Source organism: Candidatus Nitronereus thalassa, from assembly GCF_032191465.1.
Classification (GTDB): domain Bacteria; phylum Nitrospirota; class Nitrospiria; order Nitrospirales; family UBA8639; genus Nitronereus; species Nitronereus thalassa.
Genome location: NZ_JAQOUE010000001.1, coordinates 57524 through 69787 on the forward strand (window position 1 = coordinate 57524; position 12264 = coordinate 69787).

The 12264-nt window shown below is 49.8% G+C and carries 13 protein-coding genes; all 13 read left to right on the plus strand.

Going from position 1 to position 12264, the window contains the following annotated elements; genetic code table 11:
• Positions 1 to 33 precede the first annotated feature (33 nt).
• The 13 genes from PPG34_RS00255 (at position 34) to PPG34_RS00315 (ending at position 12259) form a co-directional block, all read left to right on the plus strand.
• A complete protein-coding gene (locus PPG34_RS00255) occupies positions 34 to 1008 on the plus strand; it encodes an NAD(P)/FAD-dependent oxidoreductase (RefSeq protein ID WP_313831118.1) in 975 nt (324 codons plus the stop codon).
• 90 nt (positions 1009 to 1098) lie between these two features.
• Complete coding sequence (locus PPG34_RS00260; RefSeq protein WP_313831119.1) at positions 1099 to 1260, plus strand: YHS domain-containing protein; 162 nt, start codon at positions 1099 to 1101, stop codon at positions 1258 to 1260.
• 243 nt (positions 1261 to 1503) lie between these two features.
• A complete protein-coding gene (mdh, locus tag PPG34_RS00265; protein ID WP_313831120.1) occupies positions 1504 to 2451 on the plus strand; it encodes a malate dehydrogenase in 948 nt (315 codons plus the stop codon).
• Positions 2452 to 2472: 21 nt separating this feature from the next.
• A complete protein-coding gene (locus tag PPG34_RS00270) occupies positions 2473 to 3609 on the plus strand; it encodes a citrate synthase (RefSeq protein ID WP_313831121.1) in 1137 nt (378 codons plus the stop codon).
• 742 nt (positions 3610 to 4351) lie between these two features.
• Complete coding sequence (locus PPG34_RS00275; RefSeq protein ID WP_313831122.1) at positions 4352 to 4813, plus strand: CBS domain-containing protein; 462 nt, start codon at positions 4352 to 4354, stop codon at positions 4811 to 4813.
• A gap of 5 nt (positions 4814 to 4818) precedes the next feature.
• Positions 4819 to 6672, plus strand: a complete 1854-nt coding sequence (locus PPG34_RS00280) for a 2-oxoacid:acceptor oxidoreductase subunit alpha (RefSeq protein WP_313831123.1) — start codon at positions 4819 to 4821, stop codon at positions 6670 to 6672.
• Between the two features lie 40 nt (positions 6673 to 6712).
• On the plus strand, positions 6713 to 7723 hold the full coding sequence (locus PPG34_RS00285; protein WP_313831124.1) for a 2-oxoacid:ferredoxin oxidoreductase subunit beta: 1011 nt from the start codon (positions 6713 to 6715) through the stop codon (positions 7721 to 7723).
• Complete coding sequence (locus PPG34_RS00290; protein ID WP_313831125.1) at positions 7724 to 8251, plus strand: CBS domain-containing protein; 528 nt, start codon at positions 7724 to 7726, stop codon at positions 8249 to 8251.
• A gap of 443 nt (positions 8252 to 8694) precedes the next feature.
• Positions 8695 to 9057, plus strand: coding sequence for a hypothetical protein (locus tag PPG34_RS00295; RefSeq protein WP_313831126.1), 363 nt, complete (start codon positions 8695 to 8697; stop codon positions 9055 to 9057).
• Between the two features lie 564 nt (positions 9058 to 9621).
• Entirely contained in the window at positions 9622 to 10101 is a 480-nt protein-coding gene (locus tag PPG34_RS00300; RefSeq protein ID WP_313831127.1) for a DUF5676 family membrane protein, read from the plus strand.
• Positions 10102 to 10164: 63 nt separating this feature from the next.
• On the plus strand, positions 10165 to 10821 hold the full coding sequence (locus PPG34_RS00305; protein WP_313831128.1) for a methyltransferase family protein: 657 nt from the start codon (positions 10165 to 10167) through the stop codon (positions 10819 to 10821).
• A gap of 119 nt (positions 10822 to 10940) precedes the next feature.
• A complete protein-coding gene (locus tag PPG34_RS00310; protein ID WP_313831129.1) occupies positions 10941 to 11273 on the plus strand; it encodes a hypothetical protein in 333 nt (110 codons plus the stop codon).
• A 164-nt stretch (positions 11274 to 11437) separates the two neighbouring features.
• The gene (locus tag PPG34_RS00315; RefSeq protein WP_313831130.1) at positions 11438 to 12259 is read left to right on the plus strand and encodes a universal stress protein; all 822 of its coding nucleotides are present in this window, start codon (positions 11438 to 11440) and stop codon (positions 12257 to 12259) included.
• Positions 12260 to 12264 lie beyond the last annotated feature (5 nt).

The following is a 12264-nucleotide window of genomic DNA, read 5'->3' on the forward strand; positions in this document are numbered from 1 at the left end:
GCGAAATGGTCTCTTGTTTAATGGTTGGGAATAATGAACAAGCCTGAGCTTGAAGAACAGCGAAGCGCCGTGCCCGAACGGGACCGATATGACCTCATTATTATTGGGGGTGGTCCAGCCGGTTTGACGGCTGCAGTCTATGCCTCGCTTCTCAGGATGCGGGCCTTCCTGGTCACGTCGAACGTTGGTGGTCAAACAGTGGAGGGATCAAAGATTGAAAACTATATGGGCTACGAGTTCATATCAGGGCAAGAACTCGTTAAGAAATTCCAAGACCAGTTGCTTCAACACAATTACCTCGATCACCGGATTACCGAAATCACGTCCGTTCAATCATTTGAAAATCACTTTCTCGTCACAGACAAAAGAGAGGCTCAGTATGAAGCCTCGGCGGTAATTATCGCCACCGGCATGCGCCGTCGTCTCTTGAATGTGCCCGGAGAAGAACGATTGCAGCGCCAAGGGGTGTTCTATCAACACATGGAAGAAGGTGCGCTCGTTACCGGCCACGAGGTCGCGGTCGTGGGTGGCGGCAATTCAGCTTTACAGGGAGCCAGTGAACTTTCGCGGATATGTCCGAAAGTCTATGTCGTTTCAATTGGAGAGTGGACCGCCGATTTAGCCGTCCGAGAAGAAGTTGAGTCCCTCGGAAATGTTGTCGCACTGAAGGGATATGCAGTGGAAGAAATCTGGGGGGATCGACGGGTTTCTGCAGTGAAGGTGAAATGTCAGGAGACAGGAAAAGAGCGCTACTTGCAAGTGCATGGAGTGTTTATCGAGATAGGATGGAGACCCTTTGCCGATTTAGTTTCCTCGCTTGTCGATTTGAACGCACGGGGTGAAATTCAAATTCGTCCGGATTGTTCGACTTCTTGCCCTGGGATCTTTGCGGCAGGAGATGTCACCGATGCCTTTGGCAAGCGGGTCATTATCGCGACAGGTGAAGGAGCCAAAGCCGCGCTAAGCGCTCACGAATATCTCATGAGAAGGGAAAAGGAAGGCATGTAGGGTTGGCAGGTGAAGGTCGGCTTACGCCAATATAAGTGTTGAGCGTAGACCTTTGGTTGGATGGCTCTGATTTGAAAGGAGGTCTTGACGATGGGGCAGGATAAAGAAATGGATCGAGTGTGCGGAATGCGGATGGACATCAAGGATAACCACTTGACGAGTGTATACAAGGAAGAGACGTATTACTTCTGTTCAGAAGGATGCAAAGCTAAATTCGATCATGAACCGGAATACTATATGGAAAAGTTTTAAGGTCAAAAACCATAAATGATGGATGGTGAATAGTCATGGAGCTGATGAACCAACCAAGGCAACAATTTTTTTTACGCTTTCTCGATGCTGTGAAAAGGTTTCCCCAACGATATTGAAAGCGTGTAGGTCACTGGCTAGTACAAGACCACCTTTAACTTAGGGCTGACGTTGACGACTGCCGAGTTTTTGTAATTTTCATAAGTTGTTCAACCAGCCACTAATGGAGGGAATAAAGGCAAAATCATGGGTCGATCGAAAATTACGGTAGTGGGGGCGGGCTTCGTTGGGGGTACGATTGCGCAACGTTTGGTTGAGACTGACTCCTATGACGTGGTGTTACTGGATGTGGTCGAAGGGCTTCCGCAAGGGAAAGCGTTAGACCTTTCTGAAGCCAGTCCCATCTGCGGCTTTGAGCCTCGAATCGTGGGAACCAACCGATTCGACGATACGGCGGACTCTTCACTTGTCGTCGTGGTCGCCGGTGTTCCCCGCAAGCCGGGGATGAGTCGGGATCAGCTTCTCGAAACCAACACCCGCATTGTTCGAGCAGTCGTGCGAGATATTGTGGCTCGCTCGCCCTTAGCGATCATTCTGATGGTCACGAACCCCCTGGATGCGATGACCTATGTGGCTTACCAGGTCAGTCAATTTCCCAAGCAGCGAATCGTGGGAATGGCTGGAGTCCTGGATTCAATACGCTTTCGAACTTTTATTGCAAACGAACTCAACGTCTCTGTTGACAATGTCCAGGCCATAGTCCTGGGATGTCATGGGGATTCCATGGTTCCTCTTGTCCGTTACACGACAGTCGCTGGTCGGCCAATTGAGGAATGGATATCGAAGGATACACTCCAGGCATTAGTGAAACGGACAAGGAAGGGTGGAGGAGAGATCGTTAGTCTTCTCAAAACAGGGAGTGCCTATTATGCACCAGCCGCCTCCGTGGTGGAAATGGTTGAGGCGATATTGAAGGACCAAAAAAAGATTTTGCCTGCCGCTGCACTGTGCGAAGGAGAGTACGGCATTCATAACCTCTTCGCGGGAGTACCGGTAAAGTTCGGCTCCCATGGGGTAGAAGAAATTGTCGTTTTTGATCTGACCCCTGAAGAACAGGTAGCACTGGAGCATTCCGTCAATGCGGTGCGTGCGCAGTGCCAGAAGGTTGACCAGTTGTTGGGTTGTCAAGCCTAAAAAAGGCTAACTTGGAGGTGTATGATGCAAGATTTTTCCCCAGGCCTGGCCGGCGTACCGGCCACGAAGTCCAAAGTCAGTTTCGTAGATGGACAAGCCGGCGTGTTGGAGTACGGTGGAATCAGGATTGCGGATCTTGCTGAACATAGCTCCTTTCTGGAGACTACTTTCCTGTTACTCAAAAATCGACTACCCACAAATACCGAGTTTGATCAGTTCTCTGATGATGTCGCGCATCATCGACGGATCAAGTACCGGATCACTGACCTGATCAAATGTCTCCCGGAACATGGACATCCGATGGATGCCCTGCAGGCAGCCGTGGCGGCACTCGGCATGTTCTATCCGGCCCATGATGTTTTAAACCCGGAAGTACAATACTTGTCCACGGTACGATTAATTGCCAAGGTCCCCACGATTGTGGCTGCCTATCATCGGCTTCGTCGTGGGGATGAACAAATCCAGCCGAGGGATGATCTCTCACATTCCGAAAACTTCCTGTATATGCTGACGGAGAAAGCGCCGGATTCCTTCATGGCCAAGGTTCTGGATACCTGCCTTATCCTTCACGCTGAGCATACGATGAATGCCTCTACGTTCAGCGGTCTCGTCACCGCTTCCACTCTGGCAGATCCCTATTCGGTGGTGTCTTCTTCTATCGGAACCTTAAAAGGCCCGCTGCACGGTGGAGCGGCGCAGGAAGTGGTGGAGATGCTGGAATCGATTGGGGTCCGGGAACAGGTACGGCCCTACTTAAAGAAGAAGTTAGCGGCCAAGGAAAAAATTGTGGGTTTTGGACATCGGATCTACAAAGTGAAGGATCCCCGAGCCACGATCCTTCAACAGCTCGCGAAGCGGCTCTTTGCTCAACGCGGACCTTCTCCGCTGTATGAACTGGCCGAAGAGGTGGAACTGGTGGGGGAAGAATTCCTTGGACAAAAAGGAATCCATGTCAACGTGGATTTTTACTCAGGCGTCCTCTACAAGACCATGGGAATCGACACGGATTTTTTCCCCGCTATCTTTGCGATAGCCAGAGTCTCTGGCTGGTTAGCTCATTGGGTGGAACAGCTTGAAGAGAATCACCTTTTCCGGCCTGGCCAGATTTATACCGGAACGCATAGTCAATCATATATCCCATTGGCCCAGCGTGGGTGAAGGAACGAAAAACGGATGTTGTCCGTAATCTCCCACATCCATTCGAAATGACAGGGTGATGAAGACAGCTAAGGTAGGATGCGCTAGGGTCGATGGGGTTTTAAACATTATCCCGATATGCGAAGCAGTCTCATCGAACAAGAACAGATTAAAGAACCCCGTCCAAAGTGCGGGGCTTTCAAAAAACCTTAAAACAACATCAGTTGCGTCGCCTCTTATTTTTCATCCCGAAGGAAGCCAACGTAATGCCAGAGAAGGGATCAGATGGTCCCACCTCCAACAGTGTGCACAAGAGAAAGTCGAAAAGGCTGGCATATGATTAATCATGGTTGTGGAAATGTTGAATAACGACTCATGTCTTTGAGAAAGCGCGGAGGCAAAAAGGAACAATTGGAAAGATTTATTATTGAGCTTCATGAATGGGGCTGTTCACGCCAATAGCGAATAAAAGCTTTAGAGGAGCCTAGCATTATCAACGAGAGGGAATGGTCAAAAAAGTCCGTCCAGCAAGGCCGCAGCCATTTTGACGCGCGGAGCGTACTCTCAGTACGTGAGCACGGCAAAATGGGGAGAACGTCGCTGGCGGCTTTTTTCAACATTCCTTGAATGTATTTTCGAAGGCTTGGGTATTTCCCCACATATCATGCCTATGCCTGAGAAGTTATGGGGGCCACATTAAATTAAAAGGTGGAACCCATTTGTGATGGTTCCACACTTGCAGCTTTCTTAACTAAGGGTAAACATGAAATCCAATCTTCGCAATCATAAAATCCGCCATCTCCGAATTTCCCCGCCCATTTGTGTCAGCGAAGGTTCTCTGATTCGAGACGCGATTCGTCAGATGCAAACACAGCGAGTGGGATGTGTCTTGGTATGTCAGAACGATCGGCTCGTAGGAATCATGACAGAGGTCGATGTCGTGAGAAAAGCTGAATTGGGCGAAGCCGCCTGGAATGAACCAATTCAACAATGGATGACCCGTGCACCCGTTTCGATTGCTGCCAACGCCTCCATCTGGGATGCGGCCAAGGCCATGAAAGATGGTGGGTTTCGTCATTTGCCGGTGATTGATGGTGAAGGGAACCCCATGGGGTTCATTTCCATCCGAAATATCGTGACCTACTTGGCGGATCAATTTCCGGACACGGTGTATACGCTTCCACCCGACCCGGACAAAATTCCCGGAACGCCGGAAGGAGCCTGATTCCAATGTCTTCCGTCGAAACCAAACAAAAACCTCAACAGGAAGTGGCCGCTATCACCATTCGCTTTGCAGGCGATTCCGGGGATGGCATGCAACTCGCAGGTGAGCGCTTTTCCGCGGAAACAGCCCTTGCCGGTAATGACCTTCGAACCTTTCCTGATTTTCCCGCAGAGATTCGCGCTCCTGCCGGAACACTCTCAGGGGTAAGCGGATTTCAAATTAGCTTTGGATCGCAGGAAGTGTATACGCCTGGGGATGCTCCCGATGTACTTGTGGCGATGAACCCCGCTGCGTTGAAAACCAGTGTTTCCGCATTAGACCCCGGTGCTATCATTATTCTGAATGAGGATGGCTGGACGGATACGAATATCAAAAAGGCTGGCTACGACTCCGACCCGCTTTACGATGGCAGCTTAACAGGATACCGCGTATACCCCGTCCCTATCAGTCGGCTCAATGACGAAGCGCTTCGAACATCCCCGTTGAGCACTAAGCAAAAAGGTCGATGTAAGAATTTCTTCGCGTTGGGCTTGTTGTCCTGGATGTACAGCCGTCCGGTGGAGAAGACTTTCCATTGGATTCAAGAAAAATTTTCACGCAACCCGGACATCGCAAAGGCCAATACGCAGACATTTAAAGCGGGGTACCATTTCGGGGAAACGGCTGAACTCTTTACCTCGCAATTCGTCGTGTCCAAGGCCAAGATCGCGCCTGGGTTGTATCGAAAGATTAGCGGGAATGAGGCGATGGCGCTTGGATGTATTGCCGCGGCCCAACGAGCCGGCAAGTCTTTGGTGTATGCGAGCTACCCCATTACCCCGGCCTCCGATATTTTGCACAAGTTGTCCCAGCATAAGGCCTATGATGTGCGCACGTTTCAAGCCGAGGATGAAATCGCCGCGGTGTGTGCCGCGATTGGCGCATCCTTTGCGGGAGCGTTGGGCGTCACCGGGACCAGTGGACCGGGTTTGGATCTCAAGGGTGAGGCCATTGGGCTGGCTGTGATGGCCGAACTGCCATTGGTCATCATTGATGTCCAACGTGGGGGCCCCAGTACAGGGCTTCCCACCAAAACCGAACAAGGCGATTTGCTGCATGCCATGTTTGGGCGTCACGGGGAATGTCCCTTGGTCGTGCTTGCCTCCAAGACACCAGGAGATTGTTTCGACACCGTGTATGAGGCGTTTCGACTGGCTACCAAATACATGACTCCGGTCATCGTGCTCTCGGATGTCTATCTCGCGAATGGAACAGAACCATGGAAGATTCCCATCTTTGATTCTCTTCCCAAGCTCGATATCGTTCATCCCACAGCTATCAAAGACGATCATCCCTTTTATCCATATAGTCGGGATGAAGTGACGGGAGCGAGACCTTGGGTTATTCCGGGAACGCCCGGGCTTGAACATCGACTGGGTGGTTTGGAAAAAGAGCATTTGACTGGGAACGTATCGTACGATCCTTCCAATCATGAGCGCATGGTGAGGTATCGGGCCGAAAAAATTAACGGCGTCACCGCAGACATTCCACCGCTGACGGTTCATGGCCAACCCGAGGGTCAGCTTTTGGTCATCGGATGGGGGAGCACATATGGAGCGATCACCGCAGCCGTGTCGAAAGCTCAGGAGGAAGGATGCTCGGTGTCGGCTGTTCACCTCCGGCATCTCCATCCGTTCCCATCTAACCTGGGCGAGATTCTGTCTCGATTTCAATCCGTGCTCGTGCCGGAACTCAATACGGGACAACTGCGTTTTCTGCTACGAGGACATTTTCTCATTGATGTGCACGGCTTAAATAAAATCCAGGGACAACCTTTTAAGGAATTGGAGATACTGGATGCGATTCGTCAGCTCACCTGAATAAGATAGGGATACGCGAAAACCCACAATGAGTCCATCAATGTCCACAGTTCCAATGCTCTCTCGAAAAGATTTCATTCCCGATCAGGAAGTGCGCTGGTGTCCGGGGTGTGGTGATTATTCCATCCTGGCCCAGATGCAAAAGGTCCTCCCCACATTGGGTATTCCTCGGGAACAGTTCGTGATTATTTCTGGCATTGGGTGTTCCAGCCGCTTCCCGTATTACCTGAACACCTATGGGTTCCACACGATTCACGGTCGTGCACCTGCGGTGGCCACAGGGTTAAAAATTGCTCGTCCCGATCTCTCCGTGTGGGTGATCACGGGAGATGGTGACGGCCTCTCTATCGGTGGCAACCATCTCATTCACATGCTTCGACGGAATCTCGATATTAAAATTCTCCTCTTTGATAACCGGATCTATGGACTGACCAAAGGGCAATATTCCCCCACCTCGGAACTCGGGAAAAAGACAAAGTCCTCTCCCATGGGAACGATTGAATCTCCAATTCGACCGATCGAGCTGGCGTTAGGAGCGGAGGCTACCTTTGTGGCTCGTACCGTGGATACCGACATGCCACATCTGGGGGACATTTTACGACGGGCAGCTCAGCACAAGGGCTCGGCCCTCATTCACATTTTGCAAAACTGTCCGGTCTTTAATGATGGCGCGTTTGAATCCGTCCGCGACCGTATGGAGCGGATGGAACATGGCCTCTACTTAACCCATGGGAGCCCTCTCTTGTTTGGAAAAGACAATGAAAAAATGATTGTGCTTGATGGGGTGGAGCCAAGGGTTGAGACCCTGACTTCTTCGAATCATGACCAGGTGCTTATCCATGATGAACACGCCTCACAACCCTCCTTGGCTTTTCTCCTGAGCCGATTACCCTATCCCGATTTCCCGATTCCCATGGGAGTCTTCCGGGACATCACCAAACCCACTTATGATACCGCGTTGGTCGGCCAGGTTGAAGAGGCCAAACGACGAATCGGTAGCCCGGATATCCAAACGTTACTCGAAGGCCCCGAAACATGGAGAGTGGAATAAATGGGTGTTAAGATCATTTTGTGTCCTGATTGTGAAAAGGAGAATCTCCCGGGCGCGGATCTTTGCGAGTCTTGTTCGCATGATCTGACATATTTGAATCGGCAGCGTGAAACCGCGCCAATCCAGAAACGGATCATACAAGACTCCATTGCTTTACTTTCGCTTCGTGCCCCTATTGTTGTACAACCGCAAACCATTCTTTACGAGGTTCTCAAAAAGATGCGCGAAAAAACAGTTGGAGCGGTGGTGATAAAGGAAGGCCAACATATCACCGGCATTTTTACGGAACGGGATTTTTTGTATCGTATTGCCTTACACAATCTGGACCTCAAAGATATTCCCATTGGAGAAGTGATGACGCCCTCCCCAGTTTTGGTCAACCTGTCGCACTCTCTGGCCTTCGCGCTTCGCGAAATGGCAATGGGGCGATACCGCCATCTGCCTGTGATGGATGATCAAAACCAGTGTGTCGGCATTCTTTCAGCCGACGGGATCTTACGGTATCTGATTGACCACTTAGAGGAGTAAGTGCAACCTTGAGGGTGTTACTTTATTGTTGGGGCTTTCTGCTCATCTGCCTGTCAGTTGAAGAAGCCAGAAACCTAGCTTTTCATGCAAAGGCAGGTTGTGTACGGGCCTGTTGAATATTCCTGGCCCATGACGCAAATCTGCTCTAGATAAGATGACCAGTACCGGTGGTTCAAAAACGCATGCTGGGTCTTTCCGAAGGGGCCGCCTGCCTGCGCGAAGCCGCTTCGGCGGAGGGTCCAGCAAGGCCAAATTCGTCAGGGGTGATGCGTAAGGCGTGATGAGTTGGAATGGAAGGGAAAAGTCAAACAGCTCTCCCGCTTCACGTATCACGGTTCACGTCCTCAGAGAACGCCACTGGCGGCTTTTTTCACATTCCCATAGAGGGAGAAAAGTTATGAAGCCCGGCTTCATGGCCAGAATCACATGCAGGGAGGTTCTTTATGAAGAGGAATATGGTGGGGATAGTGTTGGCTGGAGTTGTAGGGCTCCTGGGACCAGTGGGTTGTGCCATTGATTCTCCACGCGAGATGCTAAATCGCAACGATCATACGGTTCTGGCGGCCTGGTACAAAAATGAAGCGGATAGTCTTCGGTCGCGGGCGGAGGAGATGCGTCAAATGGCCGAATGGTTTGCAGTCGCGAGATTACAGTCTCCTCCACCATTCCTGGAGAACGTCAATCCGGGTCAGTCTAAGCTGAGTATGGTGGTGCATTGCCGAGATCTCGCCCAGGCGTATGAAGCAGCGGCAGAGGAAAACGCCGCCTTGGCCGAAGCGCATGCGGAACAAATGGTTCGTCAGTGACTCGATTACCAAGAAAGCCGCTTTGGATTTGAGGGGACTCAATAATCATTCCGAGCCCCATTCACTGAAGGAAGGAAAAAGGGATGATTCCAAGTAACAAACAATATCCTCACAGTTCCCCATGGCTCTTTGGGTTACCCATGCAGAATGAAAATACTCTGGGCCATCCGGGCACGTCTCCTGTAGCTGCGCCATCTCATGGCGCCCCTGACGAGGGAGAAGGCAGCATAAGATGCTGCAGCTACAGGTGGGACAACTATTTTCGAAGCAGAAGCGCCAGTATTTCATGGGGTGCGCCCCTAGCAAATCAAAAGGAAATGACACTGTTGGCGAATCGGAAATGTGGCCTTTGTCATAGCACTCAAGCGCCCATTTCTTGGAGTCTCGGCCAGCGTCTTACCGGGAATTTCGTTCAAAGGTTGGGGAGGTTAACGCAATGATTGAATTCCTTCAGGAAAATGTATTTTTCATTGTCGTGGTCGTTCTAATGTTCTGGTGTCATGTATCGCATCATGGCCATGGGGGACATGGTGAAAAAAACCCTCCTGATGGGAGAAACCCAAAATGAAAACCTTAAACCTTTTTGTCGTGACGTGGTCTTTGGCGTCCTTCTGCGCCCTTTCGTTCACCATCTGTGTGATCTATGGCTTGCTGACTCCCCATAGTCTGCACATGCATGAATTTTTAGAAATGGTGCTTCCTGCTTATGAGTGGGGAAGTTTCCCACTATTTTTTGTGGGGCTTGTGGAAAGCTTTTTGTATGGGGCTTATGCCGGATTGGTGTATGTGCCGATCTATAACTTTTTTCTTAAAAAATGGGATCCTGAAAGCAACCATACTCAATATAGGGAGGAAAAGGGGTTTCGCACGACTGCAAAAACAGAAATGGACAGAGTGTGTGGAATGTGGATTGAGACCGAGGCAGCTAAGGGTACCAGTTTTTACAAGGATGAAACGTATTATTTCTGCACGGAAGAGTGTAAGGCCAAATTTGACCAAAACCCTGACTACTACATGGTAGGGGTTGAAGGGAGGAAACCTTAATTTTTTAGGTTTCGGTCACTTAATAATGATAAATTTGTCTGAAATAAAAAAAAGGGGTAGGAAATGCATAGTGATACACCGGCTGGAGGAGTTTGGGGTCTCACGGCTGTCATGGTCGTCATCGCGTCGTGGATTTTATACCGGTACGTGGCCCCACGTCGCTGGCGGGAGTGGTCCCGCGCTGGGTTAATCCAAGCATTCATCATTGCCTTATATGCGGAAATGTACGGGTTTCCGCTCACAATCTATTTGCTGAGCGGGTTTCTGGGCTTTGACATTCCCTGGCTTCATCAAAGTGGCCATTTGTGGGCCACCCTGTTCGGGTGGGGTCACACCGGGGCTATGCTGGAAATGCTAGTTGGGTATGCCATTGTCTTTTTTGGGATTTCATTATTAATTGAAGGATGGCGGGAAGTCTATCTCGCAACCCAAGGCAACCAACTCGCGACGCACGGACTCTACGGATTGGTCAGACATCCTCAGTATACGGGGATTTTCCTCGCCATCTTTGGGCAATTAATTCACTGGCCAACGATCCCGACCTTATTGTTGTTTCCGATTGTTGTTTGGGCCTATTACCGCCTCGCCAAGAAGGAGGAACAGGGCATGATGGATAAGTTTGAAACAGAGTATCGGAATTATCAAAACGCTGTTCCAATGTTTTTCCCTCGCATGGCCAACTGGAAGCGCTTCCTTGGTTTCCAGCCGGTGGCGGAGTAGGACCAACTTCGGTTAATCAACGCGGCAGAGATACTGGGAAACACTCGTTGCAGGAAAACCATTAATAAGATCGAGAGCACTCTCACTCAAAGGTGAAAGGTTACGAAAGGGAGGTCTTGGTGAAACAACGGATTTGGTTAGTTTTGTTGGGCTCACTATTCCTTATGATTTTGACAAGTTGCGTATCGACTTCTCCACAGGAATTGCTGAAGCAAGAAGATCATAAAACCTTAGCCGCCTGGTACCAGCAAGAAGCGGCAAGCCTCCGTACGCGTGCAAAGGAAATGCTTCAGTTGGCTAAGAGGTATGAGTATTACTATCGGGACGGGGACTATTTTACTCGGATGCGAATATTGAAGCACTGCCGTTTCTTGGTTGAAGAATACACAACAGCGGCAACGGAAGCTGATGCGCTTGCGAAGGCCCATGCAGAAGCCAATAGACCTGAGTGAGGTGATTTACAGGTTTTGTCTCAAGAAAAAAAGAACTGGAGCCACTATTGAAGATTTCAATTTTCCAGACTGTACACGGGTTTTCAAATCCTTGTTTCTAAAAAATTATTTGAAAGGAGGTTTGTGAAGTGAACCATCAAAGTAATAGAGAAAAGGGATTGGACGTGAAAAACATATTTCATCCCTCAGATTTTACTGAGGAAAGCGAGGTGGCATTTGCGCATGCACTGAAAATTGCGTTACCTGCCAAAGCCAACCTGAGTATGTTTCATGTTCACGAAAAGCGGGATGACGAAGAGTGGACAGAATTTCCTGGCGTTCGGAACCTTTTGGTTCGCTGGAAGCTCATTCCAGAAGGAAGTTCACGTGATGAGGTGAGAAAGCTCGGGTTGGGTATTCAAAAGATTCAGGGCATGCGGGAAGATCCCGTTGCCTCAATTTTAGGTTACCTGGAAAGCACTCCGAATGATCTGATTGTTCTGACAACCCACCAACAAAAAGGGATCGATCGTTTGTTGCACAAAGCGATAGCAGAACCTGTTGCCCGAGAATCAAAACAATTGACCCTCTTCATCCCACAGGAACAAAAGGGATTTGTGTCACTCAAGGATGGAAAGGTGAGTCTGCAACGAATTCTTATACCTGTTGACCAAAACCCGCTTCCCCAAGCGGCTATTGATGCAGCCTCTGGTCTGGTCCATTTGCTCAATGGCAATAGAACGGAATTTACGATCGTTCATGTCGGTTCTCATAAAACGCTCCCGCCTTTTCACTTATCGAATGGTCATGACTCGAAATGGAAAACTATTGTCTCCACTGGCAATGTGGTTGAACAAATTCTCAAAATTGCAGAAGACCGTGCGCCGGACCTCATCGTCATGGCGACCCAGGGTCATCAAGGATTTTTGGATGCTCTTCGTGGCAGTACGACTGAGCGAGTGTTGAGGGCAGCGTCATGTCCAATTCTTGCGGTTCCAGTTGAGTAAAAATG

Excerpts from the sequence above, each read along its gene's own strand:
- mdh (WP_313831120.1), top strand. The coding sequence starts at position 1,504 with ATGGGTCGATCGAAAATTACGGTAGTGGGGGCGGGCTTCGTTGGGGGT.
- PPG34_RS00285 (WP_313831124.1), top strand. The coding sequence starts at position 6,713 with ATGTCCACAGTTCCAATGCTCTCTCGAAAAGATTTCATTCCCGATCAG.
- PPG34_RS00275 (WP_313831122.1), top strand. The coding sequence starts at position 4,352 with ATGAAATCCAATCTTCGCAATCATAAAATCCGCCATCTCCGAATTTCC.
- PPG34_RS00270 (WP_313831121.1), top strand. The coding sequence starts at position 2,473 with ATGATGCAAGATTTTTCCCCAGGCCTGGCCGGCGTACCGGCCACGAAG.
- PPG34_RS00255 (WP_313831118.1), top strand. The coding sequence starts at position 34 with ATGAACAAGCCTGAGCTTGAAGAACAGCGAAGCGCCGTGCCCGAACGG.
- PPG34_RS00305 (WP_313831128.1), top strand. The coding sequence starts at position 10,165 with ATGCATAGTGATACACCGGCTGGAGGAGTTTGGGGTCTCACGGCTGTC.
- PPG34_RS00295 (WP_313831126.1), top strand. The coding sequence starts at position 8,695 with ATGAAGAGGAATATGGTGGGGATAGTGTTGGCTGGAGTTGTAGGGCTC.
- PPG34_RS00280 (WP_313831123.1), top strand. The coding sequence starts at position 4,819 with ATGTCTTCCGTCGAAACCAAACAAAAACCTCAACAGGAAGTGGCCGCT.
- PPG34_RS00300 (WP_313831127.1), top strand. The coding sequence starts at position 9,622 with ATGAAAACCTTAAACCTTTTTGTCGTGACGTGGTCTTTGGCGTCCTTC.
- PPG34_RS00290 (WP_313831125.1), top strand. The coding sequence starts at position 7,724 with ATGGGTGTTAAGATCATTTTGTGTCCTGATTGTGAAAAGGAGAATCTC.
- PPG34_RS00260 (WP_313831119.1), top strand. The coding sequence starts at position 1,099 with ATGGGGCAGGATAAAGAAATGGATCGAGTGTGCGGAATGCGGATGGAC.